This is a genomic window from Dyadobacter sp. CY345 (genome assembly GCF_021502725.1).
Taxonomy (GTDB): domain Bacteria; phylum Bacteroidota; class Bacteroidia; order Cytophagales; family Spirosomataceae; genus Dyadobacter.
In genome coordinates, this window is sequence record NZ_JAKFFS010000005.1 from 465,468 (window position 1) to 491,906 (window position 26,439).

Sequence of the window (26,439 nt, forward strand, 5' to 3'; positions counted from 1 at the left end):
TAAATACTTTTTAATGAATTTTTCAATAACCCGTCGTGAAATGCTTGCTGCCTCTGCAAGCCTGCTGGCCTCAACCTCCGCTTTCGGAAAGTTGAAGAGGGAGGAACTTTATACGAACCTGATGGCGACGGTAACCTGCGCACCGTCGACTTTGCCGGAAGGAAAATACATTCCGTTCGATTGGGGATATGGTGAAATTTCCGCAGGAAGCGAGGGTTTGAAATTGTTTTGGAATCAGCCGGCTCCTTCTAAAAATCAGTTTGCCTCATTACGAATTACGAGTGCAACCGATGTGCGCGAAATCCTGGTTTTAGAGGTAAAAACAGCCGAAACAGGTAAAGTAATCGGCGAATGGGATTTGCGGTTTGCTGCGTTGATGCAACCTTTTGAATTACCGATTCCCGCCAAAGACCTGGAAGCCGTTTTTGCCGAAGGAATCACTATAAAATTGGTGAAAGGAACGAAACCATTTTGGTTTTTCACCAACAATAATTCAGAGGAAACCGCCCCCACGGCCTATTTGCCTCACTTATTGGTTTACGAAAAAGGAATGGTTAAGGAGGCTTGGCAAGACCGGCTAATGTCGCTCGAATCGCTGCAAACATTTGGCTGGCAACAGGGCATTGTTTGGGACGGACTACTTGAAATGAGCAAAAAATCGACAAAAGCAAAAACGGTTTTGGAGCAACAACTTGCGTTGTATTTTGCCAATAACAGCCTGTTGTACTGCAATTTGAACAATGTAAAAACACTGGAAGAAATTCATACCGTAGAGTCAATTTTACCATTTGCGATTTTGGCACAAACCAACCCCGGGCACGCTCTACTGAAAACGGCAATTAAATTTTGTGAAGCACATGCCAATTCCGAAGGCGTTATTGCCGACGGAACCGGCGATAACCGAATGCTGAAAACCGAAGAGTGTTATACCGTGAGTTATCCTTTGGCTGTTTTAGCAAAAACGCTGAATCGACCTGAACTGGCTCAATTGGCCATCAGGACTTTACAGGCGAGGGTTTCTATTCTTGAAAAAGGAAAGAGTATTTATCAGCGCGGCACCGAGCAGGGCGAACTGTATTTTGAAAACTGGGGACGCGGAGCAGCCTGGTATCTTTTGGGTTTGGCAAAAACGTTGGTGCATTTACCTGAAAGTACCGAAAAGGAATCGCTGAAAAGGTCATTTGAGCAAGCGGTTTCAAAAGTAATTTCTTATCAACTTCCAGGCGGACTTTGGTGCAATTTTTTCAACCTGGCCGAAACAGGTGTCGAAACATCCGGTACTGCCGGTATCGCAGCCGCTTTGAGCTACGGTTACAGAAACAAATTGCTCGGCAAAAATGCCGCCGAGGCTGCCAAAAATGCAAGCATGGGACTTTTGCCATACATGACACCAGATGGCTACTTGACCGGCACTGCCCAGGTAAACAAAGGCGGCGATGACCTGCAAAAAAACGGATTTCGAGTCATTTCTCCCTATACGCTCGGATTTTTAGCCCATTTAGACCTAAAAAACCTTTGAAAACATGAATAAACTCCAGACGCTTGATTACGCCGCCATCATCCTGTATATGATTATCATGTCCGGTATAGGGATATTTATGGGCAGGCTGGTCAAAAATATTAATGATTATTTCAAAGGTGGAAGCGGAGTCTCTTGGATAGCCGGGGGCATCAGCAATTTCATGACCAAATTTAGCACAGTTATTTTTGTTGCTTTTGGAGGTATCGCCTATTCAGATGGCTTGGTGGCCATCACAGTGCTTTGGGCCACTATTTTCCCTTCCCTCATTGCTATCTTTTTCTTTGCCAAACGTTGGAAAAGAGCCGGCATTATGAGTCCGGTTGAGTTTCTTGAGACCCGTTACAATGCGCCTATTCGCCAGATTTTTTCATGGAGCGGTGTTGTTTTCAAACTGCTTGATGATATGATAAAACTCTATTCAATCGGGCTTTTCGTCACTGCCGCTTCGGGGATTTCGTTCGAGACTGCTGTCATTTCTTGTGGAATTATTGTTACGCTTTATACGGTAATCGGCGGATTTTGGGCGGTTATTGTAACTGACGTGGTTCAGTTCGTCATACTTTTTTTTGCCACCCTTATTTTAGTTCCACTGGCGTACAGTGCTGCTGGTGGCCTGGAAAATATGCAGGCGGTCATTCCGCAGAATATGACATGGTTCAATGGAAAAAAAGGGATGCCGCTTTGGCTAATTGCCTATTATGTGCTTCTTATCATCCGCTATTTGGGTAACTGGACATTTATACAACGTTTTTACTCTGCCAAAACAGAAACCGACGGGCAGAAACTGGCAGGTTTATCAGCATTTTTCTTTTTTATTTTCCCCTTCATTTTTCTTTTCCCACCAGTGGCAGCCCGGGTAATTTTACCTGATCTGGAAAATCCCGAGATGGCGTACGTGGCACTGTGTCTGAAATTACTTCCGAAGGGGATTATGGGTCTGATGATGGCTGCTATGTTTTCGGCTACCATGTCGGTGCTAAGTGCTGAATATAACGTAACAGCCAGTGTTTTGACCCGCGACATTTATCAAAGGGTTTTCAGGCCCAATGCCAGTAGCAAAGAATCTTTGCTGGTAGGCAGACTGATGACTTTTGCTGTTGGCTCTGTCGTTACAATTGGGGCCTTTTTTGTGGGAAGTTTCGGTGGCGCATTCGAAGCGAATAAATTATTGGGCGGCATCTTCGCTGTACCCATGATCGTCCCCGTTATTTTTGGGATCTTACTGCGAAAGCCACGGCCTTGGGGTGCCCTTGCAACATTATTTTTGGGAGTGATGGTGGGTTTTATATTGAACGCCAACAAGGCCATAAGCTGGGAAGTGGCTACGCTAATCGAGATCGTATTTTGTATTATCATCTTTATTGCCTCAGGATTTTTTCCCTCAAAAGACAAAATATACAACGAAAAAGTCGGTGCCTTTTTTCATAAACTAACAATACCTTTTGTCCCGCTAAAAGAAACCAATGCAGACGACAAATTTATCGATACACTCAAACTTATGTATGGAATTGCCTTCGGGTTAACGGGTGCGATGTTTGTCATTATGGGATTCCCTTCCCGAGGTCTTATCAGTGGTCAATTGGCCCTCGCTGCCGGTATTTTATGCATGAGCGTTACAACTTATTTATATTTCAGCAAAACTAAAAGCGTTCAAAATGAGTAATTTACACAACAAAGTCATATTTATCACCGGTGCATCAGGCGGTATCGGAAAAGCCACAGCTTTAATGCTGCTGGAATCAGGTGCGAAGGTGTTTGATTTCAGTCGAACAAACCAACTTGCCGAAGAAGTTTCACACCAAAATCTAATGTCTTTCAAAGGCGATGTTACGTCAGAAGACGATGTAGTGGCAGGCTTCGCCGCTTGTATGCAAGCCTTCGGAACGGTAGATGCATTACTCAATAACGCAGGTTTGGGGTTAGTCACCAACGATTTGTCTAATACCGAATTAGAGACGTTCGAACAAATGTTTGACGTCAATGTGAAAGGTGTTTTTCTCTGTAATCGCGAAGCTTTGAAAATAATGAAGCCCAAAGTGGCTGGTCATATTCTCACGGTCATATCCATGGGAGGACAACGTACCAATCCAACAGCGCCAGTATACTGTGCCTCAAAATTTGGCGCGAGAGGTTTGAGCAGCGGCCTTGCCGACCAGGCCCTGAAACTCGGCATCAAAGTCACTGACATCAATCCGGGTCCCGTAGACAGCAACTATTGGGGTGACAGACAAGTACCGAGAGAGAAGTTCCTTAAAGCTGAGGATGTTGCACGGGTGATCACCTTCGTATTGGATCAGCCGGAATACATGCTGATTAGAGAAATTAATTTTGATAACATGAAATTCTTAGCCTGATGAATTCCAACGGACATATTTCAAAGTCACCCTTCCCGATTCCTGTTTCAGAAATGCGGGAACGTTATCTGAAATTATATACAGGCGCGGTAAATGACGTGCTACGGTTCAATTATCATATGCATGCCACGAGTCTGCCTGCTGCTTTTGCGCCTTTACGTGAACAAATGAAGCTCGCCGGCATGGCATTCACTGTTAAGGGAGGGCCGGATATCACCACCGAGGGAGAGTTTGAAATGCGGGCAGAAATGCTGGAAGCTTTGCATGAAGATTCTGTTGTGGTATGGGATTGCACAGGCGATATGGTCACGTCGCAATGGGGCGAGGTAATGACCATGGCAGCCATGAAAATCGGTTGCCGCGGTGCAATAGTCAACGGTATCAGAGATACGATGGCCTTGCTGGATCTGGGCTTTCCGATATTTCATAAATACAAAGCGAATACTGGCATGTTGGGAAGATTCAGGATGTATCATTACCAAAAGCCGATCCTGATGGGTGAAGTAATAGTCAATCCCGGAGACTGGCTTTTTGGTGACATTGACGGCGCAATCTCAATCCCACAGGCCATTGCCTATGATGTGCTGATCGCTGCGGAAAAGCTGCTTTTCAAAGAAGACGAGATCCGGATCATGGTTGAAAGTGGTATGAAACCGACAGATGTTGTAAAAAACGGAGGATATTTCTGATATGGCGATTTTTTTGAATGATACGGAGAAGGACATCCTAGGGAGAGAAATCGGCAAACAAGATTCGTTGATTTCTATTTTCTATGCTGCACTTCAAAAAAGAGTGAACCGGCGAGTCGCCTGGGGAAATTTGCTGGGACCGGATGCAACTACGATCTGGTGGCATTCAGCCGCGGAATATTTGTCGGATGCGGCGATGTGTTATGCAATTAACTCCTCCCCTGAACTGGCGGACTGGCTTCATGCCATTACCCTTGACATCGTCAGGAAACCTGCTTATGAATGGATAGGTCCGCCTTTTCGTGATCATTTGGAACCATTGACCGGTCATCTGGAAACTGCGCATATTTGCTGGGGAATTTCCGCAGTTTATGACCTTGCAAAAAACGTATTCTCTGAAATTGAGCAAACAGAAATCCGCGATGCACTTCGTGAAAAAGGCATCGGGTTATGCCGTCAATGGATTGAAACAAATAATCATCTGGCCAATTGGCGAAGCATTATGGTCAGCGGGGCGTTGGTTTCGGCGGTCGTTTTAGAGGATGAAAAAACGGTAGCTGCATTGCTTCCAGAGCTCAAACTGTGCCATAACGCAATGCAGGACGATGGCTCCTACGGCGAATCTTTGCAATATGGAAACTACCTGTTGCTGGCTCTCAGTTTCGCAAAAGAAGCGGTTTTTAGAAAATACCCTTCAATCGCGCAGGATGTTCTTCCATCTTTTGATTCATCGGCTGCCTGGTTTGTAACAAGTATGTTTTATACCAAACCACTCACTGGCTGGGGCGATGAACCACGTGCCAGAGCTGCAAATTTTAATGACAGTGCAGCCACATTTCGCCCTTCCGGCGATCTGCTTTTGCACATGGCGGTTCGTGGGCATTCTGAATCCGCAAAGGGTTTGTCAAAATGGCTTTTTGAAAAATACTACACGATAGTGCCTGAACAAGGGCCACACGACCTGGCAACTTTGGGCATGAGAAACGACTGGGGATTTTTAACTTTGCCACTGTTAACTTACCCATCAAAGACCATTTCACCCGAAGAAGCCGATTTGCCTTTGACGACTAATTTCTCAAATGGAAGTGCTTTTATCAGAGATGCATGGCATGGGAAAACCATCATTGCCACCAACGGAGGAAGCGAACCACTCAACGGTTTGGGCCATCTACATGGAGATTTGAACAGTTTCATTTTGGTGCATAACAACGAAAGGCTTTTGGCTGACCCGGGCCATTCTTGTTATAGAAACCTCATTCATGGTTTAGAAAGCAGTTCACAAACCCACAATACCTGTACCTTTTTGATTGAAAAAGAATCTTTGGGTTTGCAGGAAGATTTGGCAAAAGCCACATTGTTGGAGCAAAAAAGCGTTTTTCCGAGAAGAATTATCGTTAATGGAAAAGGTGGTGAGAAAATTGAACGAGGCGATAAACGATTGATTTGTGAAAAAAACGATGTGATTTCAGTCATCGGCTCGGAAGTAGGTAAGGCTTATGGGCAGCCTATCCAGGAATTTTCAAGGTTCTGGATTTTGGCAGGAAGTAACGTTCTGTTTGTAATCGATAGTATAACAGCCGGTTACCCGGTTAATACCGTCTGGAACTGGGTGGTTAATAACCGGGATGGAAAAGCAATATGGCACAAGGAAAATAACTGCTTAACTGTTCAAAAAAATAACGCCGGCATTAAGCTCTTCCATGGTGGAAATGGCTCATTTTCATTTCCGGTTTACGGATTTCTGCACGATGCTTATCACCCCGAGCCGAACCAATTAGGCGAAGGAAGATCAGGCGATGGTTATGTATTTCGTTTTACGGAAAAAGAAAAATCAGCGAGTCGCACCGTTGTTCATGCTATTGCCTTGGATGAACCTGATTTGTTGATTAACTGGAATCTGGAGGTAAACCGGAACAACTATACGTTAAAAAGCGATACGAAATCTTGGACATTAAAAATCAATGATGATGATTCTTTCTCGTTGATTTCAGGGCATGGACGCACTTGGAATTTAAAGAGAAATGAAGAGAAATACGGACTGGAAAGAATTGATTAAGCAATGAGAAACATCGTTTTTTTATATATCCTATTTTCTTCACCGACACATTTTGTTGTCGGGCAACCAACAGTTGCTAAAAAGCAATTTCACCTCTATCTTTTGGCCGGACAGTCTAATATGGCAGGGCGTGGGGTTGTGGAGAACGAAGATAAAACTACTCACCCGCGCGTGTGGATGCTCAATAAAAGTAATCAATGGGAATTAGCTGCCGAACCTTTGCACTTTGATAAGCCGACGGTTGCAGGCGTAGGTCCAGGGTTTGCTTTTGCCAAAGAGATGGCTAAAATGGACACAAATATTGTGATCGGCCTCATTCCTTGTGCTGTGGGTGGTTCGCCCATTGGCGTATGGGAACCTAAAAAATATTACGAACCAACTAAAACTCACCCCTACGACGATGCCATTCGACGAACCAAAATAGCGATGAAAAAGGGTATCTTGAAAGGCATTTTATGGCAACAAGGCGAATCAGACAGTGATTCTGTAAAGTCAGGTGTTTATTCTACAAAACTAGAATTGCTCGTCAAAAACTTTCGCAAAAGTCTAAAAATCAAATACTTGCCTTTTGTAGCTGGATTAATAGCAGATTTTTACATTGTAAACCACCCTTATGCAAATACGATAAATGAGGCAATAGAACAATTACCAAACCAGACCAAACACACTGCATTCGTAAGTTCGACAGCCTTAAAACATAAAGGCGATGATACCCATTTTGATAGTCCATCAGCCCGTGAATTGGGAAAAAGATATGCAGCTGTTTTTCAGGCATTTTACATAAAAAGAAAATGAAATTTATAGGAATAGACCACCCGGCCGTTGCCGCCGATGATGTCGAAAAATTGGCTGACTGGTATTGTGAAGTATTCGGTTATGAAAAATGGTTTCGACATCGAAACGTTGAACCGCTCAAACCCGTGTGGATGCTCAAAGCACCAGACAATACTTTACTCGAAATTATGCCAAAAGATGAAACCATCAGGCAAAGCCGCTCTACCTGGACGCCCGGCTGGTCACATTTGGCTTTTCGGGTTGAAAACATTGAAAAAGCCATCACTTTTTTAGACTCAAAAGACATCGTTTGGGGAGGTGAAGTAATGAATGCCATAGGCGGTGGAAAAGTAAGAAATGCCTTTGATTGTGAAGGGAATATGATTCAAATTTTAGAAAGAAGAAATTTATGAGTTCATTTAAAATCAAGGGTTTAGATCACCCTGCCGTTGCCGCGGGCAACGTTGATACGCTTGCCGATTGGTATTGCGAAACATTGGGCTTTGAAAAACTATTCAGAGATAACCGACCCATATGGCTATTGAAAGCCCCTGATAATTCAATTTTAGAAATTTTACCAAATGACGGGAGTCCTCGTCCGGAGCGTACAAACCTAACCTTGGGTTGGTCACACGTAGCTTATTGTGTTGATGATATTGACGCAGGAATTGCTCATTTGGATACATTCAACGTGGAATGGACAAGCCCGCTTTCGCCCGCAACGGGTGGAGGAAAAGTTCGCACATTCAAAGACCCGGAAGGAAATACATTACAATTGGTACAAAGATAAAACTCCCACAAAAGCACCAATATTAAGTGTATTGGTAATAAAAAAACTCAAAACATGGAAGCATTACATTATGAAGGGAATCATTCCTTCACTTTAAAAACTGTTGAAAAACAACCGGTTAAAGCAGGGGAAGTACGTCTAAAAATGGCTTATGTTGGCATTTGTGGCACAGACGTACATATCTATCACGGCAAAATGGATGCCCGGGTGAAGCCGCCTCAAATTATCGGCCATGAGGTTTCGGGCGAAATTGAAGAAATTGGAGAAGGTGTAACGGGCTGGCAAATAGGAGATAAAGTTACCGTTCGGCCACTAGATCCGGGTACAGAAGTTTCTGCTGATAACGGTTTTAGACATATCGGCCAAAATCTCATGTTCATCGGCATCGATTCTGCGGGAGGCATGCAGCAATACTGGAACGTACCTGCGTTTACACTACACCGTTTGCCGGAAAACCTCTCTTTGGCACTGGGCGCTATGATTGAACCACTAGCTGTGGCCTGCCATGACATCAGGCTTGCCGGGCTGAAATCGGAGGAAAACGTGGTCGTACTTGGAGGAGGGCCAATCGGTTTTCTGATTGCACTCACGGCTCGTCAGAAAGGTGCAAATGTCCTAGTCTCTGAGGTCAATGAAAACCGCATTTCATTTATTCAATCGCTTGGTTTCAACACGGTCAACCCACTGAATGAAGACGTGGTTAAAGCCGTTGATAAATTTTCAGACGGAGCGATGGCTGATGTGGTTTTTGAAGTTTCCGGTGTGCAGGCAGCGGTTACGACGATGACACAACTATGCCGGGTGCGCGGAAGGATTGTGATGGTAGCGATTCATCCGGAACCCAGGCAGGTGGACTTGTTTCGCTTTTTCTGGAAAGAAATCCAGTTGATCGGGGCACGTGTATATGAGCCGGAAGACTTTGAAGAAGCAATCGCTCTGGCAGCATCCGGCGTTTTACCACTTGACAAACTGATTACTGAAATTGCCCCTTTGAAAGATGCCAGGCGGATTTTCGAAACCATCGACAGCAACCCTGCCGGGATGAAATACATTCTGGAATGTAACCCTCAGATGGCAACTGTTTAAGCAAATCCATTTCAAACAACTGCGGGTCGACTGGCCGGATTTCACACTGAAATCAAAAACATATTGTAAACAGAGACGAGATATGAATGTACTGGATAGTTTCAAAATAACAGGCAAAACCGCTATGGTGACAGGTTGCAAGCGCGGAATCGGAAAGGCGATGGCGATAGCACTTGCCGAAGCGGGCGCCGATATCATCGGTGTTTCGGCTTCACTTGAATCAACTGGAAGTGAAATCGAAAAGGAAATAAATGCACTGGGAAGGCAGTTTTATGGCTATCAATGCGACTTCAAAAATCGCACTGACCTGTATAAGCTCATCCAAAAGGTGAAAAATGAATGTCCATCCGTAGATATATTGATAAACAATGCGGGGAACATCCTTCGTAAACCTGCCGCTGAGCACCCGGACACATTCTGGGACGAAATTATTGAAATAAACCTGAACGCTCAGTTCATCCTGGCAAGGGAGTTTGGAAAAGAGATGGTACAACGAGGGCATGGTAAAATCATCTTTACGGCGTCCTTGCTTACATTTCAGGGCGGAATCAACGTGCCCGGTTATGCAGCTAGCAAAGCCGGGATCGGGTCGCTGACAAAAGCCCTGGCTAATGAATGGGCAGCTAGTGGAGTATGTGTGAATGCGATCGCCCCGGGATATATTTCAACAGACAATACCACGGCGTTACGCGCCGATGAAAGTCGCAACACAGCGATCCTGAGCCGTATACCCGCTAACAGATGGGGCAACGTGGAGGACTTTAAAGGAGTAGCAGTATTCCTCGCCTCTGCTGCATCAGATTATGTCAATGGAACAATCTTAACTGTCGACGGTGGCTGGATGGGAAGGTAGTGCTTCTCCCATGGAATTTTAGCATGTAATGAGGCAGGTTTGACCGCCTGTTGGTTTTAATGAAAATTTCCAAATTTAAACAAATAACAACATGACTGGTTTTAAAAAATGCGCATTTTTGATTGCTTTGTTTATTACAGTTAATGCCTTTGGAAGAGACATTTTTGTCGCTACGGATGGTAATGATAATCTGAATGATGGCTCCACGAGTCAACCTTATCTGACCATCAACAAGGCTGCCAGCGTAGCAATTGCCGGGGATATTGTAACGATAAGGTCCGGAACATATATGCCTGCGACAAGAATTACCGCAGCAAATTCGGGAACGTCCGTTGCGCCGATTATTTACAGAGCAGAAGTGCAAGGTAGTGTGATCATAGACGGGAGCATGTCTGCAAGCCCGACTTCGGGTGACAGGCTTGGACTTTTTACTATCCTTGGTGCCGATGCTGCAACGCCGAAGAGCTGGATCGTGGTTGATGGTTTAAGAATCATAAATTCCACCTGGGCAGGATTTTACGCAAATCGCAGCAGCAATATCATCTTCCGGAATTGCAGCACATTTAACACCGGTTCATCCGGTATAATAGGTGCAGCTTCATCAAACATTACTGTATTAAACAACACGGTTCAACTGGCCTGTCAATTCCCGTCTGCTGCCCAAGGTACCAACGAATGTATCACAATGGCTTCGGTGAATGGTTTTGAAGTAGCGTATAATTCTGTCTCGGACCGCATGACTGACATCAACAACGGAGGTGAAGGCATTGATGCAAAAAATGAATGTAAGAACGGCAGTATTCATCACAACATTGTTTTTGACCTTGTGCGACTGGGTATCTACATTGACGCGTACCAGAGAAATTTAAGCAACGTTGACGTTTATGCCAATAAAGTCTATGACTGCAGCAAAGGAATTGTGGCGGCCATTGAAGCAGGCGGTACTTCAACGGGGGTTAAAATACACGATAATATCGTATACGACAATCCAAATGGTGGCATACAAGCCGCTGGTTATCTGGTGGGGGGCGTTATGAGGGACCTTTCCATTTATCAAAACACGGTCGTGAGGTGTGGAGGCATGGCGGGAAGCACCAGGTTCGAAAATTTCGGAATTATGATAGATGCTGACAACGCGAGCAACAGCAACTTTGTGGTCAGAAATAACATTGTGGCAAACTGTCCGATGCAAATAAAAACCCGAACTCAAAATTACCTCACTGTGGATAATAATCTGCTTTTTGGTCCAAATTCGTCTCCCTCTTCTGGAAATAATGTATTTGGGAATCCAGGGACCAACGCCATTTTAAGCGACCCGCTATTTGAAGATGCAGTAAACAATAATTTTCGATTGATGGATGGTTCACCAGCGATTGATAAAGCAGAAGGGACGCCACTTTCAACTGTGGATTTTTACGATTTTCAAAGAACCGGTCTGCCAGATTTAGGCGCGATCGAATACGTTTCAGGAGTACTCCCTGTAACTTTGGTATCCTTCACAGGACGCCAGGAGAAAAGTATGGAGAAGGAAATGATCACCTTACACTGGTCGACAGTTTCTGAAATAAATGTATCCGAGTACGTAATTGAGAAAGGTAATAACCCAATGATGTTCGAGGCGATTGGCTCTGTTTCTGCAAACAATACAATTCAAGCGAACAGTTACAAATTTATCGATTGGAATCTGGTGAAAGGACTTCAATATTATCGTTTAAAAATGATAGATCTCGATAACACTTTTGAATACAGTAAAATTATTGCTGTTAATGTAAATGCTGAAAAATTAGATAAAGTTGTGGTTTTCCCAAATCCTGCTACAAATTCTATTATCGTGCGGCATGAATCTTCAGCAGACGCAAATGGTCTTATTCAAATAATCTCTTCTGGCGGCAATTTCATTTCGAAATGTTCGGTTCTGCAAAATACGACAGAGACAAAGGTGGACGTAAGTTCTCTTGCAAAAGGAAGTTACGTAATTGTTTTTGAGAGATCTGGTGTAAAAACTTCCCGTGTATTTATTAAGTAAGATTGTGTAAAATTTTAAAAATAGCTAAATGATCCTTCTCATCATCAGACTGGATATTAATTTCACAGCTGCCAGACCGGCTTATGTTGGTTGATAGAGGCCAAATACGGCCTCGTTTTTGGCCATCTATCAATTAACATTTTTTCATGTTCGGAAAATAGACCCACAGCTTCCACGCAAGGCCTTCAAAAAAGCCTGTTGGCAATATTATCATATTAGGGCCCCTGTAACGATGTGTTTTGTAGTGAGTCAGGAGCTTTATTGAGGTTATTTGCTAGGATGCCAGCGAGTGTTTTCTAGCTCTGAGGGCTTGAACTGAGCGCTCTTTGGCAAGCAAATTTTAACCGGTCATTACCATAGATATTGCCAAGCCAAAGGACGCCGCGGCAGGAATTAAACGTTTGCTCCGTCAACTGTCTGCCCTTTAAAATACCTTCGACGTACGAGCCGGTGCAGGGACCAACCTTTGAAGATGCACTTAAAAAGTCGTCCTTATTCCAGCCTTTTTGATCCGCATAACTTTTGATACCGGTCCTTGATGCTGCGTCTCAATTTAAAACCCTCCGCTGTCTAAAAAGCAGCCTTGGTTTGCTTTTTAGCCTACCGCTTTTAGTTTGCCTGATTTAGTAAATAGTATTCCTTTCACCCTGACCATATTTTCAGTGATCCGGTTATTGCGGACACGTGCGTAACGCTGTGTCGTCCGGATATTTCGGTCGCCCAGTATTTTACCCATATCTTCCAATGGAACGCCACTGTTCAGCATGACTTCTGCAAATGTGTGTGAGGCAAGGTGCGTGTTGAGATCCCTACGGATTCCAGCCAATTCTTTCAAATATACATTGTTCCAGTAATGGCTGTTGTTCACCGGAATTGACCGGTTGTTGATTTTATAGTACGAGTGGTTCCTATATTTATCGATTAGCCCCTGAACAATTGGAAGGATCGGCACCATTTCGGTCACATCTGTTTTGCCCCGATCTTTAATCAGCCACTTCTCGCCTGCCCTGCCCACCCGAACAATATTCTCCAGGCTCAAATTATATATATCTTAGTAAGCAAAACCGGCAAACGTTGGAAAATAAAAGCATCTTTTACTTCGGCAATATGGTCAATGGATATTTCTTTCTGATAAATCGCCTCCACTTCGGAAAGCTCCAAAAGGCCGTTCTTCTTTATCATTGACTCCCCCCCTGAAAACTGTACATTTAAAACCAGAGAAAATCGTGCGATTTTGATAACTTAACCATCAGAAAAATCGCTTATGAAAAAGACCGCAGCGGCGGCCGCAAAATTCACAGAAGCGCAGCAGGGTGGCCGGTGCCATCATTTTTGCGCTGCGCCAGGCGGACACCGGCGTCCAGGTGGCAGAAGTTTGCCAGAAGATGAGTGTTAGCGAAGCTACCTAATATAACTGGAATCGGATCGCCGAATCGAAAGAAGTACGCCGGTCTTGGTGTCCCGGAGCTTCGGAAGCTGGAAGAAGAAAACCAAAAGTTAAAACAGCTCGTAGCAGAGTGGCCCGCCACCGCGGTTGAGCCTTGACGAACAAATGTTACAGGATTTTCTCAAAAAAAAGCTCTAAGGCCGGCCAAAAACGGATGCTGGCCGCCAGCTTAATGAAGAATTATCGGGTTGCCGTTATGCGAGCATGTTCGTTTGTTTACAAAGATCCTGTTGCCGGGCGGCCGGTGCCGTATTATAAACCGCATCGTCGTGACGATTCGGCTATTCGTCATCGAATTAAGGAAATTGCCCAGGTGCGAATTTGTTATGGATATCAAAGAATTCATGTTTTGCTTAAACGAGAAGGCTGGAGGGACAATCATAAAAGGGTGTACATAGTTTACAAAGAAGAAGGACGGTCGCCGCGCGATTAAACTTGCGTAGCAAGCGTCCGAGACGAAGTAGAGCTACTCCACAGCGACTTGACAGGCCAAATCAGCGCTCGGGATCAATTTGCGGTTCATAATTACTTTGAATTGCTGCCGCATAAGAATAAAAACGTGCCACCGGATTCTTATTTTCAGATGTAAACATACAATATGGGTTGGTGGTACACCACTGAAACCTGATGGCCTTTGGGAAGCTAAATCATAACATAATCTTCATCCGCTTTTCCCGGCATTCTTTATTTTCGTCAGTATATTGACCGAATTTTGAAAAGTTGCCATAGGCGGCAAAGAGCTTCACTGGCAATCTAAGGTGAGAATAACCCTAATAATTTTATTATGTTTTTGACTAAAAAAGGAACCGCACCGTCGTTCACAGGGATGGTATGTGCCGGAGTTTTTGTTGGCGCGGCATTTTTCACAGGTAACGATGCCTTTGCGCAGCGGGACCGCAAAGATAATCCTTACACCAAAAAGGAAATCGGTACCATTGCCCCTCCCGCCAGCCTTTCCCAGGGTTTTTGGCTGAAAGGCGATCTCCACGTGCACACCGTCCATAGCACAGACAGCAGGGATTCGGTGACCAACACAATGAAAAAGACGCTTGGCTACGCAAGGTCCGTAGGAATGGGCTTCATTGCCATTACTGACCATGATAACCACGTGCGGGGCGATATAGCGCACAATACCTGGGCCGACCCGGATTTTAAATCTGATTCGCTAATATTGCTCTATGGTGCCGAATGGACAACTACCCGTGGTCACGGAAATGTATTTGCGGCCAAGCCCTACAATCACCAGAAACTGTACGATGTGCGCGATCAACGTGATGTACTCATAGGCAGCGTAAAAAAAGAACTGGGCGTGCATTTGTCGGCCAACCATCCGATTGGCAAAGACCATTTCGGCTTTTCGTACGACATGGTGAACTCGATAGAAGTCTGGAACTCGGCTGTATGGCCAAAGAATGTTGAAGCGATTATGATATGGGACGATATGCTGTCTTCAGGCCGCAAGCTTACCGGGCGGGGAGGAAGCGATACGCACAGAGGCTTTTCGGACAATCCGGCCGAGGATACACCGGAGAATAAACGTGTCCGGTATAACTACATTGGCACGCCAACCACCTGGGTGTTCGTGAAAGAGCGCACGGGGCAGGCGGTAGTTGATGCTCTCACCAACGGACGCGTTTCTGTTAGTTCCAATCCATACGGCCCTCGGGTGGAGTTCTCCGCTGATCTTGACAATGACGGTAAAATGGACCTGATGATGGGCGATAATACAAAGTCAACAGGAAAGCCCGTGAAATTTCGCGTGCAGCTGGCCGGCAATACCGTTCCGGGTGGCAAATACAAAGTCAATGTTTTCAAAAATAGCAGCAATCTCTGGAAGTCATTGGATTTGACTGATGGAAACGGACTGTTTGCAGAATTCACAGATATGCCTTCGGACGAAAACCGAACTTATTACCGAGTGACCATTGAGGGTCCTGTAACGCCTTATCCGCAAGTTTCAGAGTCTATGAAACTCAGCGGGAATATGGTAGGACTTTCGAATCCGATCTTTTTTAACTTTGACCCTAATTTCTGATGTGAATTAACCCGCGACAATTTTTTTAGTAAAGTTGATCGATGACATAACAAAATATAGGCTGCCCTTTTGGGCAGCCTATATTTTGTTTAAGCCAGAATTGATATCCTTATTGAAACGAAATTAATATCCTTGATTTTGTACTAAGAAACCTTCTTCGCTGGAAGCTCCGTCGATTGCTCTTTGTGGAATTGGGAATAACCGTTTGTTGACACTGTTATCCGTTTTTCCTGTCCAGCTGCCTTCATATTTTCCAAACCTGATCTGGTAAGTCCTTCTGAACGCCTCCCAATACAGCTCAAATCCTGACTCACGGAATAGTATGTCAAGGTCGATTTTGGTCAGCGCCTTCGGAGTTTGAGCTAGCCGGGCATTTCTTGAAGTTCTCAATGTATTGATATCGGCCAAAGCCCCTGCGTTGTCACCATTTCTCAGCTTCGCTTCGGCACGCATCAGGTAAATTTCTCCAAGGCGTACCAGTACAAGGTCAACACTACTGTAACTGCAGCAATTGTTCGCAGTATGACTGAATTGATACTTTGAAAAGCGGTAGCCCGTGTTGTGCAAGCTGCCCGGACCAGTAAAATCAACCTGGCGGGTATGATTTACGTAAGTCAGGTTCGCTCCACTAGTTCTCCTGTTGATCACCGGATATATCCTAACCTTGCCGTCTGCAGATCTTAAAATATTGCCGCTTCCGTCTTTTCTCGGTCCCCAGATAATGCCACGTAGAATTCCTCTGTCCATTTCAAACTGCGTGGCATCTACGGAATAATAATGCTCCGCATCGTTCAAGGGCGTAACCCCTGTCAGGTTTTGCAGGTTTGCAGGTACGTTTGTTTCTTTTTTGAAAAAACGTGCATCAGCATCGGCCGGATCCGTATTACCATAAGCATCAACCCAAGTTTGATAATAGTCGGGAGTTGCTGCGACCGCATCTGTTCCGCGCGTATTTGGAAACTCTGGCCTTGGTATCTGGTCACCGGATATAGACCAATATGCCCATCGCTGGTGATCAGTCTCTAATACCCCACGCTGATCGAGTGCAAAAATGAGCTCTTTGTTAGTATGGTTATCATCGCTAAACAAATCGAAATATTCCGGAGAAAGTGAATACGGTCCGGCTATGATTTCATCGGTATATTTAAGCACTTTATCCATATCTTCTTTTCTAAACTCCGGCGTATCGTATGGATTCCTATACACTGCAGCGTTCAAATACAAACGCGCCAGGAAAGCCTTTACCGCATTCTGGTTTATCCTGCCCGGGTCATTGTCTTTGCTGATGACATCAACCACCGATAAAAGCTCGCTTTCGATATAAGTAATTGCTTCCTGTCCTCTCAGGATTTGAGAAACGTCACTTGAAAGCTCTTTTTTGAAGACCAGGCCCCAGTTGTCCAGTGCCAACATATTCAGGTATGCCTTCATGGCTACCATTTCGTAGTAACCTACCTGCGCACTTGCATTGCCGTTTTCAGCAGCAGCCTTCAATCTTTCCGCAGCAATTACGGCTCTCGATAAAGTTAATGTTATTTGCGTCCACGTATCGGTAACGAGGCCATTGCTTGGGGTCATCAAATGCTGGTGAACAGCAATGAACTTGCCGCCATCATACCAGTCTGTACCGCCGCGATAAGGAAGGATACCTTCATCGGAAGCTACCTCCTGAAGTCCGAATTGGTTTGTATGCAACCACACACCAGCACGGAGAAGGCCATATACAGGAGCAATAGACCCGCTTACAAGCTCCGCTTCGCCCGTTCCTGTGAGCGATTCGTCAAGAATATCCTCTTCGAGCGTGGTACAACCGATAAAAGCCAGTAAAAATGCTGCAACGGTCAGCGGTCTATAAAATTTAAAATTTTTCATTGCGAATTATTTTTCAACAAATAGTAAATATTCGTTTATGTTCTATTAAAATGTCACATTAAGACCAAGCAGAAAGGTTCTTGCTTTCGGGTAAGTAAAGCGGTCAATTCCGAATGTCTGGATTCCACCCGAAGCTGATCCCGTATTAACTTCCGGATCAAAACCTGAATAGCTGCTAATGACAAATAGATTTTGGCCGGTTATTGTAATGCTGGCACGTTGAATTGCATTTTCCAGCTTGGTTCCTGAAAAATTCAGATTGTAGGCCAGTGTAGCATTGTTCAACCTCATGAATGAGCCGTTTTCAAGATATCTGGTTGACACAACATTAGCATTGCTTAGCGTTTCATTTGGGTATTGAATAGCAAAATCAGTTGAGTTGTTTGATTTAGCCAATTGTGCCCTGCTAAACAAGGTCATTGTTGTATGGTTGTAAACTTTATTACCAGCAACACCATTAAAATTTAATCCCAGATCGAAAGCCTTGTATTTTAAATTAAGGTTATATCCGTAGATGATTTTTGGTATCGCGCTACCCACCACAACACGGTCATTGTCCAATGTCGCGCCGTCTCCATTGGTATCCCTGAATAGATTCTGACCATTTTCCGGATTAATGCCATCAAACTGATACATATAAAATGCACCAAGCGGTTGGTCATTGATATAGCCATTAATAGTCGCACCCGACTGGCCTGAACCCTGCGCTGCCCCGGTAGCCAAAACCGAGTAAGGTGAATTCTGCACTTTATTTTGAATGTAAGTAAGATTACCTCCGATGTTGTACGAAAAGTCACGCTTTGGATCGCTGCGGTAGTTCAATGTTAATTCAACACCGTTGTTAAGGATTTCCATATTCGGGATGTTTGTCCAGTAGCTGGAAGTAGGCTGAACAGGATCGGCAGGAACGACTTCCAGAAGTATATTGGAAGATTTCTTATTAAAATAATCCAAGGTACCCGTCAATCTGTTTTTGAGTAACGCGAAGTCAATGCCAAAATCTATTTGTGTAGAAACTTCCCATTGCAAATTAGGGTTTGCCAATCTGGTGAAAATAATACCGTATGGATAGCCTTGCAGTGAAGTAGCATCGGTATCATAAGGGTAAGTACTTACGCTTCCAGTCCCTGTCTGCAGGCGCTGCTCCAAATAGCTGGCTTTGGTAATTTTAGACGGGATTTCCTGATTACCAGTCTGTCCCCAGCTTGCGCGTAATTTCAGGTTGTTGAAAGCCGAACCTTTCATAAACTCTTCCTGGCTGATGTTCCATCCCAATGCGAAAGAAGGGAAATAACCGTATTTATTATTTTCTCCGAACTTAGAAGAACCATCGGCGCGGAATGTTCCAGTCAACATGTATTTATCCGCATAAATGTAGTTCACACGGCCGAAGAAAGATTGCAGCTCGTTTCTTAGCGCATCCGAGCTAACGGCAGTTGGAAATGCCGTTGTGCTAGTATGATCCTGATAAATAGGTTCGATATTGTTGTTTGCAAAACCGCGGTATGTCGTGTTCCTGCCTTCGTCCAGAAATTTTTGAAAAGAGTGACCTGCCAGGAGCGTAACATTGTGCTCGTCACGAACCCAGTTATAGGTTAATGTATTTTCAACAAGCTGATTCGTATTTGAGCTTATTGTATTGTCCAGCACACCCTGGGAAACGTCGGACTCATTGACAACCGTCGGAAAGGGCTTGTATTGTTGATTTCTGGTTGTTGTAGAATAATCGACGCCGTAATTCAATTTATAAGTAAGGCCGTCGATGATTTCTATCGATGGTGAAATATTGGCCAGAATACGGTGATTAGTTGCTTTGTCGCTGAACAAATCATACCTGGCAAGCGGGTTTAACGCGTTTGTATTTAACAAGGTTGGAACCCCGTCAGTGTAAGGAGCTATCGTCGGGTTCAAGCTCAACATATCACTCATCGTGGAGATGATGTCCGGGCGTAAATTCTCCGTGCGGGAAGCAGTTAAATTATAGTCGATGTTCAACCGCCCGTTGAATGCCTTTTGGTTAAGATTCAACTTTCCCGAATAACGTTTCAACCTGCTGTTTTTTAAAATCCCTTCCTGATCCTGATAACCTATGGAAGTGAAATAGGAAAAATTCTCGCTATTGGCACCGCTCATTGACAAGTTCAGGTTGTTTGATACACCTGTTTGCGATAGTTCATCCTGCCAGTCCGTGTTTGCACCAAAGTCTTGCAATGTTCCGCCTGCAGCTACAACCTCCCGGCGAAACGTTTCGCCATCAAAAACCTTAATTTTATTGGCCATTGACGAAACTGCGGTTGACGCCGACAACGTCAATTGAGGTTTTCCCTTTCCCTTTTTTGTGGTAATTACCACAACCCCGTTAGACGCTCTGGATCCATACACAGCTGTTGCACTCGCGTCTTTCAGTACATCGATACTTTCAATATCGCTTGGGTTGATAAAGTTAAGCGGATTGGTGGGAACACCGGTGGCTGAATTATCCAGCAAAAATCCGTCAACCACATACAATGGCTGCGTTCCTGAGCGCAAACTACCAATACCCCTGATAATAATGTCTTGCGCAGCTCCGGGTTCACCACTGTTTGCAGCGATGGAAACACCTGCCAATTTACCTTGCAGCAATTCGCCAGGGTTGGTAACAACACCGCGGTTAAAACTTTCGCTGCTAATTGAAGAAATGGCACCGGTAATGTCCGATCTTTTCTGCGTACCGTAACCCACAACCACAACTTCGCTCAATTGCGAAAGGTCCTGGCTTAGCTGAATTACGATGGACGATTCACCATTCAATGGAACTGACTTTGTAGCATATCCAATAAAAGAAACTTGGAGGACAGCATTTGCATCGGCTTCGATGACAAATTTCCCTTCGGCATTCGTTGATGTGCCCCTTGTTGTTCCTTTAACGACAACCGTTGCGCCCGGCAGCGGCGCCCCGGCTTCATCTGTAACAGAACCCGAGATGGACTGTGCAACAGACGCTGCATTTGCAGATAAACTTTCTGCCTGAAATAAAAGCTTGGTATTAACATTCACAGTGAATGCCTGAGCGTTGTAAGTATTAAACACAACCAAAGGCAAACATGCGGAAAGACATACGAGCTTTGATAGACGTAGTTTTGAACGCATAAAATTTAAGTTTTTACTAAAAATCTGATGCAAAGTTACCTTGGACGAGGTATCGTGGAACTTATTTCTCGTTATCATTATATTAATAAACTTGCAGGGCTTTCCGACAATATCACGCAGGAACAACCTAGTTTGGTAACATAAATTTAATACTGCCGTCTTTTCGAGCCGCGCTACCTTTGCAGGGAACGAAACTATCTTCAATGAAAGCGATATTAAGTCTGTTGCTCGCATGCAGTCTCCCTGTTTTTGCCCAAACGGATGACAAATTAAAGATTAATAAAACGCAGATAATCGGTTCTCATAATAGCTATAAACAAGCTATTGACCCGGCTCTTTTTAAGGCATTTACTCAAAAAGATTCCGCTTCGGCAAGCGCGCTCGACTATGAACACGTTCCGGTTATTGCACAGCTTGATCTTGGCCTGCGCAACCTTGAAATCGATGTGTATCCTGACGAAAAAGGAGGAAAATATGCAAACCCGAAAGGTCTGCAAATGGTCGCTGGGCAGAAGCCATATGATCCGGAGGGAAAAATGAAAGAGCCTGGGTTCAAGGTGCTGCATGTGCCTGACCTTGATTTTCGGACGTACTATTTCACGTTCATCGATTGCCTTAAAGACCTGAAAGCCTGGTCAGAGGCGCACCCTGATCATACGCCGGTATACATTACTTTTGAAGTGAAGGGAAAAGTTGCTGATGCAGGCACAAGGGAAGGCAATGCAGCCAAGCATTTCGACGAGCTCGACAAAACAATTCTTGAACATCTGGGCGAAAAGCATATTCTCACACCCGATATGGTGAGGGGTAAGTACGAGTCCCTGGAAAGTGCCGTGTTGCATGATAACTGGCCAACATTGATGCAAGCAAAGGGAAAATTTGTGTTTGTACTTGATGATTCGGGCAGCAAACGGGATTTATACATCGCTGGGCACCCGTCATTGCACGGCAGGACAATGTTTGCAAATGCATTGCCCGGCACCCCGGAAGCTGCTTTTTTGATTCGAAATAATGCCAAAGCCGCCGAAATACCAGATCTGGTAAAAAAAGGCTACCTGATCCGCACCCGCGCTGACTCAAATACGCAGGAAGCGAGGAGGAATGACAAAAAAACTTTCGAGGCGGCCTGCAAATCAGGCGCTCAAATAATCACAACGGATTATTACAAGAAAAGCACCCATTTCGAATCTGACTATTCTGTAAGCTTTGACGGCAGCACCTATTTTCGGAAGAACCCACTTTTTTAACAACTTACGGAGCAGGTGCGCCTGTTCGTCTTAGCCGTTAAGTGGCATACGCTAACTATTGCAGTCTGCCATTTGAGCAAAAAGGTTGAGCTGTAACACGATTTCAGCCAATGTTGTAACTGGACCTTTTACAACTTGCTGCTGTCAAGTATGCAAAATTAAATAGGGGAGCAATCTTAGACCGGATTCATCAGTGTAAATCAATGATGAAAAGAATTGTTGCGATTTGTCTATCGAAAGGAATTTGTTGGATCTACTCCTGGCAGGAGAATAAATAATAACAAGAGAAAAGATGACCAACGTAATACTTAATACATACGTCTTCTAAGCCATAAAACATCAACCATCTCGACATTTAGGGAAACGAAATGAAGAAAGTACGTTTTTTTAATTCCATATTTCTTGAAGCACTAGACCAAAGAATAATTTTGATACTGGAAAGCCATAACGAAATCGTCAAACAAACGAACAATGCATATAAAAATCAGGAAATTATATTAGACAAAAAAATCACTGAAAGGTTAAACTTACTAATTACAAGCAAAGACTCTACTACTATTAAATATAAACTTAGACAGCTATATATCGTTGAAAAATATACCGCTCAAAGAACTGCATTCATTACGCGGAAAAGTACACTAACAACGCTAACTTCCATTTTCGAAGAATTTTTAATTGAGCTGCGCGCCATATTGGTAAAAGAATTGGATTTACTGGATCATGAAGTGCTAAAAATTACAGCCCCACATCAGATACATAGGGTGATTATAAATAACCTAGCCATTTACTCTAAAACCTTAAATAGTTCATGGTTCCACATTAAAGAAGCAATTGATATCAATTCAAATCTAAATAAGGATGTTGAAACATTAACAAATAATCAGAAGGAAACATTATTAAAAATAAAATCAATAAATCAAGAAAAGCTACAAAGCGGAATACAAATAATGGCTTTGACAGATTACGAATATCATCATGATTTAATAAGAGCAATTGAAGTTTACTTTGTTGAAATGAATGACTCAATAAACCAAAGGGTTAAAAAAACACCTCAATAAATATCGACTTCGTATATCGCGTTAAAATATAGTGTTAATATGTAAAGCATATTGAGGATAGGAATAAGCAGGTAAGAGTCAAGTTGGCCTAAACTAAGGAGTGTCCCTAAAACTCAGACAGTCTGAAAGCACATAAAATTCTAATCACCTTGAAACTACAAAGTCTTTGGCAAGTCTCAGATATACCCCCATTTTTAGTTACTCCAAAACCGACGTTTTTATAGTAGCTCAAACTACTAAGCTTAAGAATATTTGTCCTTCAGGAACACTACTAAATCCGCTTCAAGGTTTTTAAAGGGAGAATGGAATAAAGATCTAATGATATTAATACCTATTAAAAGATCTAGAAAGCTCAATAATACATTTGGAGACTGTGCATACACCGTTATTTGATTTCCGCTTTTTGAAATTTGTGCCCCTACAAACTCTGATTTTCGAACAATAATAGTTTTATTTTCACCTACACCGAAAAAGCTCTAAGCATACCTAGAAGAAAATTCCTTCTCGAGAGTTCGAGCCATTTCGTCAATAGATGGATTTTGCTCTATTTTAAATACTCTCATAGTTAAATTTTAATATACCGTACGTAAGTTAAAAAGGATGGCAAATACATAACCTATATATACAAGATTTATAAATTCCATTATTGTGGGAAACTTGGCTGCAAACCCGCTATTCGTGAAGTATTTGCTTTTTCTAAACCGCCACAAGCCCCGTACCCTTATAAGATTGCTCAATCGGAAAAACGGTGACTTTGTCCTATAATATAAACGATTTGAATTGAAACATTCCTCTACCCAGACTGATGGATATACCTGGTCAGCCCGGTATTGATTCGTTGGAGACCTCGTCTATTCAGCAACATTCTCATTTTGCCTACATAAAACCTCAATTAGCTTAAAACTTGTAGACTGGATACGGCGAATTTTGTATTGTAATTAATACAGGTGTTGAACATTTAGATAAATTTAAACGAATAATTATGCCTACAATCCTAATCACAGGTGGACACAGCGGGATCGGCATCGAATGCTGCAAAGTTCTCGCTTCTAAATATAAATACAATCTGATCTTGGCAGGCCGTAGCCCTGAGCGAATGGAGAACTTTGCAAAAGAATTAATCAAATCTTATGGGATAAAGGTAAGCGTATTGGCAATGGATACTTCATCTTTGGCCTCAGTGAGGTCTGGTGCTTCGAATTGCCAGAAAATGATAGATAAGGGAGAAGTTGATAAACTAATGGCGATTATCTGCAATGCTGGTGTTCGGTTGAATGGAGCACCAACCTATACCGTAGACGGTTATGAAGAAACCCTTGCAACAAACTATCTGGGACATGCGCTATTGTTAGAATTGCTGGTTGATAGCATTGCAGACAACGGTCGGATCGTTTTCACTGCCAGTGGTACGCACGACCCTGATACAGCAGACGGAAAAATGATGGGAATTGCCGATGAATATGACGCAGTTGGACTGGCAAATACAGGTAAAGGCGGAGCAAAGCCCGTTTCCAGAGGAAAGCTCTACGCAACTTCGAAACTGTACATGATACTTTATGCCTACGAACTGGATAGACACCTGAGAAATGCAGGCTCTTCGATCTTATCCATAGCTTTTGATCCAGGAGCCACATCTGGAACCGGATTTTTGAGGAACATGCCAAAGCCTGTGCAGTGGCTTGCTGGCAGTGCATTTATGTCATGGGTGTTGAAAAAAAGCGGAGTGACCATTGGCGATATTAAATTTTCGGGCGAATGTCTTGCCAGGGTCACTGCTGACCCCGAATATGCGAATGGTTCAGGAAAATATTTCCAGACGAACGATGGCGAATTAACAGAAAGGCGGTCTTCCAAATTATCCTATGACGAGGAGAGGGCTATAAAATTATGGAAGGATACTAAAACGCTTATCCATATACAGCCAAATGAGGGGTCTTTAAAACTCCGCTGACCACTTTGGGACATCAAGGCAATTAGCTTGATTGAAAGATCTTTAAGGAATAATCGATTGCATGGTAATCAATGTCAATAGTATATTAAATTTGTAGAGTGAAAGAGAAAGAAAACGAACATCTCCAAATGAAATCTTTATCAGATGTGCACAGGGCATTTGGCCTACCTATGCCCGTGCATCCCCTGATTAGTCTGATCGATGGTGCTACAAGCAAGGTTCTCTTAACCAAATTGCATATTTTCCCAAATCCACATGTGCTAAAATTTTATAAGATTTCTTATAAAACAGTACACAGCACAAGGTTACGCTATGGCCAGTCTGAATATGATTTTGGGGAAGGTGGCCTGTTATTTGCAGCGCCAAACCAGGTTATCGGGAGCGTTGATGATTTTAATATCAACGATAGGTCTCCATTTACTTTGCTCATCCATCCGGACTTCTTTCTGACTTACCCCTTGGCCAAGAGGATTAAGTCCTATGGGTTCTTTTCATATTCCGCCAATGAAGCGCTGCATTTGTCTGATCGGGAGAAGAAGACGATCATGTCGATCTTCGGCATCATTGAGGATGAATTGAATAGCCGAATTGATGAGTTTAGCCAGGATGTTGTTATTGCACAGATTGAGCTGATGCTCGCTTATGCAAACCGTTTTTACAAGCGCCAGTTTATTACAAGAAAGGCAGTAAACAACGACATATATCAAAAGATGGAGCAGATTCTGGACGATTATTTTCCTGAAAAGTCACTGGATCAAGGAATACCTACTGTTCTTTATCTGTCTAAAATGCTTAACCTGTCACCTGGTTACCTCAGTGACCTCTTACGTTCTCTTACCGGTCAAAATGCCCAGCAGCATATCCACAACAAACTGATAGAAATGGCAAAGGAAAAACTTTCTACTACCAGTTTATCGATCAGTGAAATTGCATACGAACTAGGTTTTGGGCATCCGCAATCGTTCAGTGCTTTATTTAAAACGAAGACTCGCTTAACGCCATTAGCATTCAGAAAGTCCTTTAATTAATAATCTCCCTGGACCCTGCCATATTCTTTTTATTGTACCCTTCAAAATACTTGTGCAACAATACAAAATGGGCATCGCGTATTTGTAAAGAAACTGCGCCAATTAGCAAGTCAACTGATACACTAAAGGGCGACCTAAAAAAATCAACAGGCGGACAAACCACGAAACCAAGCGCCCACGCTAGCTGAACTTCCGGAGGTTTCAAAACAGCACTTTCGATGTTTTACAAAACCTTTACGGACAGGCAATAGCTAACTTTGCAGCATTATAGATTACAATAATTATGGCAAGACAGTTTTAGTTACATGGGCTGCTTTGACCCGTTCCATAAGAATAAAGTGCTACTTGAATACACTTTAACCACCATTGCCGCATACGCGGATAAACGACAATGGGAGAAAGCCGCAGACTGGGACTCACTGCGGGCCATGTAAAATCTGAGGGAGTATATATACCTCGAAAAGCCAAAAGCTTTCACGGTTTATAACGGACGGATCTAGCTTAGAGCTTATACTGCATCGA

Annotated in this window: 22 protein-coding genes; 18 read left to right on the top strand and 4 right to left on the bottom strand. The window is 43.5% G+C overall.

What is annotated here, in order from left to right; translation table 11 throughout:
• The first annotated feature begins 13 nt into the window (after positions 1 to 13).
• The 11 genes from L0657_RS22515 (at position 14) to L0657_RS22565 (ending at position 12,150) form a co-directional block, all read left to right on the top strand.
• Complete coding sequence (locus L0657_RS22515) at positions 14 to 1,519, top strand: glycoside hydrolase family 88 protein (RefSeq protein WP_235153023.1); 1,506 nt, start codon at positions 14 to 16, stop codon at positions 1,517 to 1,519.
• Between the two features lie 4 nt (positions 1,520 to 1,523).
• Entirely contained in the window at positions 1,524 to 3,185 is a 1,662-nt protein-coding gene (locus L0657_RS22520; protein ID WP_235153024.1) for a sodium:solute symporter family transporter, read from the top strand.
• Complete coding sequence (locus L0657_RS22525) at positions 3,178 to 3,876, top strand: SDR family oxidoreductase (protein ID WP_235153025.1); 699 nt, start codon at positions 3,178 to 3,180, stop codon at positions 3,874 to 3,876. The genes L0657_RS22520 and L0657_RS22525 overlap by 8 nt, the downstream gene beginning before the upstream one ends.
• On the top strand, positions 3,876 to 4,565 hold the full coding sequence (locus L0657_RS22530) for an RraA family protein (RefSeq protein ID WP_235153026.1): 690 nt from the start codon (positions 3,876 to 3,878) through the stop codon (positions 4,563 to 4,565). Before L0657_RS22525 ends, L0657_RS22530 begins: the two co-directional genes overlap by 1 nt.
• A gap of 1 nt (position 4,566) precedes the next feature.
• Positions 4,567 to 6,621, top strand: coding sequence for a heparinase II/III family protein (locus L0657_RS22535; protein ID WP_235153027.1), 2,055 nt, complete (start codon positions 4,567 to 4,569; stop codon positions 6,619 to 6,621).
• Positions 6,622 to 6,624: 3 nt separating this feature from the next.
• The gene (locus tag L0657_RS22540; RefSeq protein WP_235153028.1) at positions 6,625 to 7,416 is read left to right on the top strand and encodes a sialate O-acetylesterase; all 792 of its coding nucleotides are present in this window, start codon (positions 6,625 to 6,627) and stop codon (positions 7,414 to 7,416) included.
• Entirely contained in the window at positions 7,413 to 7,808 is a 396-nt protein-coding gene (locus L0657_RS22545; RefSeq protein ID WP_235153029.1) for a VOC family protein, read from the top strand. The genes L0657_RS22540 and L0657_RS22545 overlap by 4 nt, the downstream gene beginning before the upstream one ends.
• The gene (locus tag L0657_RS22550; RefSeq protein ID WP_235153030.1) at positions 7,805 to 8,185 is read left to right on the top strand and encodes a VOC family protein; all 381 of its coding nucleotides are present in this window, start codon (positions 7,805 to 7,807) and stop codon (positions 8,183 to 8,185) included. The genes L0657_RS22545 and L0657_RS22550 overlap by 4 nt, the downstream gene beginning before the upstream one ends.
• Before the next feature lie 54 nt (positions 8,186 to 8,239).
• Positions 8,240 to 9,271 carry a zinc-binding dehydrogenase gene (locus tag L0657_RS22555; RefSeq protein ID WP_235153031.1) on the top strand — a complete coding sequence of 344 codons (1,032 nt, stop codon included), beginning with the start codon at positions 8,240 to 8,242 and terminating at the stop codon, positions 9,269 to 9,271.
• 82 nt (positions 9,272 to 9,353) lie between these two features.
• On the top strand, positions 9,354 to 10,124 hold the full coding sequence (locus L0657_RS22560) for an SDR family NAD(P)-dependent oxidoreductase (RefSeq protein ID WP_235153032.1): 771 nt from the start codon (positions 9,354 to 9,356) through the stop codon (positions 10,122 to 10,124).
• 91 nt (positions 10,125 to 10,215) lie between these two features.
• Positions 10,216 to 12,150, top strand: coding sequence for a T9SS type A sorting domain-containing protein (locus L0657_RS22565; protein WP_235153033.1), 1,935 nt, complete (start codon positions 10,216 to 10,218; stop codon positions 12,148 to 12,150).
• A gap of 595 nt (positions 12,151 to 12,745) precedes the next feature.
• Here L0657_RS22565 and L0657_RS22570 read toward each other — a convergent pair.
• Together L0657_RS22570 and L0657_RS22575 are read right to left on the bottom strand one after the other, a co-directional pair.
• Positions 12,746 to 13,189, bottom strand: a complete 444-nt coding sequence (locus L0657_RS22570) for a tyrosine-type recombinase/integrase (protein WP_235153034.1) — start codon at positions 13,187 to 13,189, stop codon at positions 12,746 to 12,748.
• Entirely contained in the window at positions 13,186 to 13,332 is a 147-nt protein-coding gene (locus tag L0657_RS22575; RefSeq protein ID WP_235153035.1) for a hypothetical protein, read from the bottom strand. Before L0657_RS22575 ends, L0657_RS22570 begins: the two co-directional genes overlap by 4 nt.
• 82 nt (positions 13,333 to 13,414) lie before the next feature.
• On the opposite strand from L0657_RS22575, the gene L0657_RS27965 reads away from it, so the two are divergent.
• The 3 genes from L0657_RS27965 to L0657_RS22580 all read left to right on the top strand — a co-directional run bounded on the left by L0657_RS27965 (position 13,415) and on the right by L0657_RS22580 (position 15,632).
• Entirely contained in the window at positions 13,415 to 13,546 is a 132-nt protein-coding gene (locus L0657_RS27965) for a hypothetical protein (RefSeq protein ID WP_255718206.1), read from the top strand.
• A gap of 247 nt (positions 13,547 to 13,793) precedes the next feature.
• Entirely contained in the window at positions 13,794 to 14,030 is a 237-nt protein-coding gene (locus tag L0657_RS28190; RefSeq protein WP_409015098.1) for an IS3 family transposase, read from the top strand.
• Between the two features lie 393 nt (positions 14,031 to 14,423).
• Positions 14,424 to 15,632, top strand: a complete 1,209-nt coding sequence (locus L0657_RS22580) for a CehA/McbA family metallohydrolase (protein WP_235153036.1) — start codon at positions 14,424 to 14,426, stop codon at positions 15,630 to 15,632.
• Between the two features lie 123 nt (positions 15,633 to 15,755).
• Here L0657_RS22580 and L0657_RS22585 read toward each other — a convergent pair whose 3' ends face one another.
• Entirely contained in the window at positions 15,756 to 17,504 is a 1,749-nt protein-coding gene (locus L0657_RS22585; RefSeq protein WP_235153037.1) for a RagB/SusD family nutrient uptake outer membrane protein, read from the bottom strand.
• A gap of 45 nt (positions 17,505 to 17,549) precedes the next feature.
• Positions 17,550 to 20,633, bottom strand: a complete 3,084-nt coding sequence (locus L0657_RS22590) for a TonB-dependent receptor (protein WP_235153038.1) — start codon at positions 20,631 to 20,633, stop codon at positions 17,550 to 17,552.
• Between the two features lie 203 nt (positions 20,634 to 20,836).
• On the opposite strand from L0657_RS22590, the gene L0657_RS22595 reads away from it, so the two are divergent.
• From L0657_RS22595 to L0657_RS22610, 4 genes are all read left to right on the top strand, one after another.
• Entirely contained in the window at positions 20,837 to 21,880 is a 1,044-nt protein-coding gene (locus L0657_RS22595) for a phosphatidylinositol-specific phospholipase C1-like protein (protein WP_235153039.1), read from the top strand.
• Positions 21,881 to 22,248: 368 nt separating this feature from the next.
• Positions 22,249 to 22,938 (top strand): hypothetical protein, encoded by a 690-nt coding sequence (locus L0657_RS22600; protein ID WP_235153040.1) that lies wholly within the window; start codon positions 22,249 to 22,251, stop codon positions 22,936 to 22,938.
• Positions 22,939 to 23,920: 982 nt separating this feature from the next.
• Positions 23,921 to 24,889 carry an SDR family NAD(P)-dependent oxidoreductase gene (locus L0657_RS22605; protein ID WP_235153041.1) on the top strand — a complete coding sequence of 323 codons (969 nt, stop codon included), beginning with the start codon at positions 23,921 to 23,923 and terminating at the stop codon, positions 24,887 to 24,889.
• Positions 24,890 to 25,017: 128 nt separating this feature from the next.
• Positions 25,018 to 25,917, top strand: a complete 900-nt coding sequence (locus L0657_RS22610; RefSeq protein WP_235153042.1) for an AraC family transcriptional regulator — start codon at positions 25,018 to 25,020, stop codon at positions 25,915 to 25,917.
• Positions 25,918 to 26,439 lie beyond the last annotated feature (522 nt).

Coding starts and splice junctions, on each gene's coding strand:
- L0657_RS22515 (WP_235153023.1), top strand. CDS start 14: ATGAATTTTTCAATAACCCGTCGTGAAATGCTTGCTGCCTCTGCAAGC.
- L0657_RS22520 (WP_235153024.1), top strand. CDS start 1,524: ATGAATAAACTCCAGACGCTTGATTACGCCGCCATCATCCTGTATATG.
- L0657_RS22525 (WP_235153025.1), top strand. CDS start 3,178: ATGAGTAATTTACACAACAAAGTCATATTTATCACCGGTGCATCAGGC.
- L0657_RS22530 (WP_235153026.1), top strand. CDS start 3,876: ATGAATTCCAACGGACATATTTCAAAGTCACCCTTCCCGATTCCTGTT.
- L0657_RS22535 (WP_235153027.1), top strand. CDS start 4,567: ATGGCGATTTTTTTGAATGATACGGAGAAGGACATCCTAGGGAGAGAA.
- L0657_RS22540 (WP_235153028.1), top strand. CDS start 6,625: ATGAGAAACATCGTTTTTTTATATATCCTATTTTCTTCACCGACACAT.
- L0657_RS22545 (WP_235153029.1), top strand. CDS start 7,413: ATGAAATTTATAGGAATAGACCACCCGGCCGTTGCCGCCGATGATGTC.
- L0657_RS22550 (WP_235153030.1), top strand. CDS start 7,805: ATGAGTTCATTTAAAATCAAGGGTTTAGATCACCCTGCCGTTGCCGCG.
- L0657_RS22555 (WP_235153031.1), top strand. CDS start 8,240: ATGGAAGCATTACATTATGAAGGGAATCATTCCTTCACTTTAAAAACT.
- L0657_RS22560 (WP_235153032.1), top strand. CDS start 9,354: ATGAATGTACTGGATAGTTTCAAAATAACAGGCAAAACCGCTATGGTG.
- L0657_RS22565 (WP_235153033.1), top strand. CDS start 10,216: ATGACTGGTTTTAAAAAATGCGCATTTTTGATTGCTTTGTTTATTACA.
- L0657_RS22575 (WP_235153035.1), bottom strand. CDS start 13,332: ATGATAAAGAAGAACGGCCTTTTGGAGCTTTCCGAAGTGGAGGCGATT.
- L0657_RS27965 (WP_255718206.1), top strand. CDS start 13,415: ATGAAAAAGACCGCAGCGGCGGCCGCAAAATTCACAGAAGCGCAGCAG.
- L0657_RS28190 (WP_409015098.1), top strand. CDS start 13,794: ATGCGAGCATGTTCGTTTGTTTACAAAGATCCTGTTGCCGGGCGGCCG.
- L0657_RS22580 (WP_235153036.1), top strand. CDS start 14,424: ATGGTATGTGCCGGAGTTTTTGTTGGCGCGGCATTTTTCACAGGTAAC.
- L0657_RS22585 (WP_235153037.1), bottom strand. CDS start 17,504: ATGAAAAATTTTAAATTTTATAGACCGCTGACCGTTGCAGCATTTTTA.
- L0657_RS22590 (WP_235153038.1), bottom strand. CDS start 20,633: ATGCGTTCAAAACTACGTCTATCAAAGCTCGTATGTCTTTCCGCATGT.
- L0657_RS22595 (WP_235153039.1), top strand. CDS start 20,837: ATGAAAGCGATATTAAGTCTGTTGCTCGCATGCAGTCTCCCTGTTTTT.
- L0657_RS22600 (WP_235153040.1), top strand. CDS start 22,249: ATGAAGAAAGTACGTTTTTTTAATTCCATATTTCTTGAAGCACTAGAC.
- L0657_RS22605 (WP_235153041.1), top strand. CDS start 23,921: ATGCCTACAATCCTAATCACAGGTGGACACAGCGGGATCGGCATCGAA.
- L0657_RS22610 (WP_235153042.1), top strand. CDS start 25,018: ATGAAATCTTTATCAGATGTGCACAGGGCATTTGGCCTACCTATGCCC.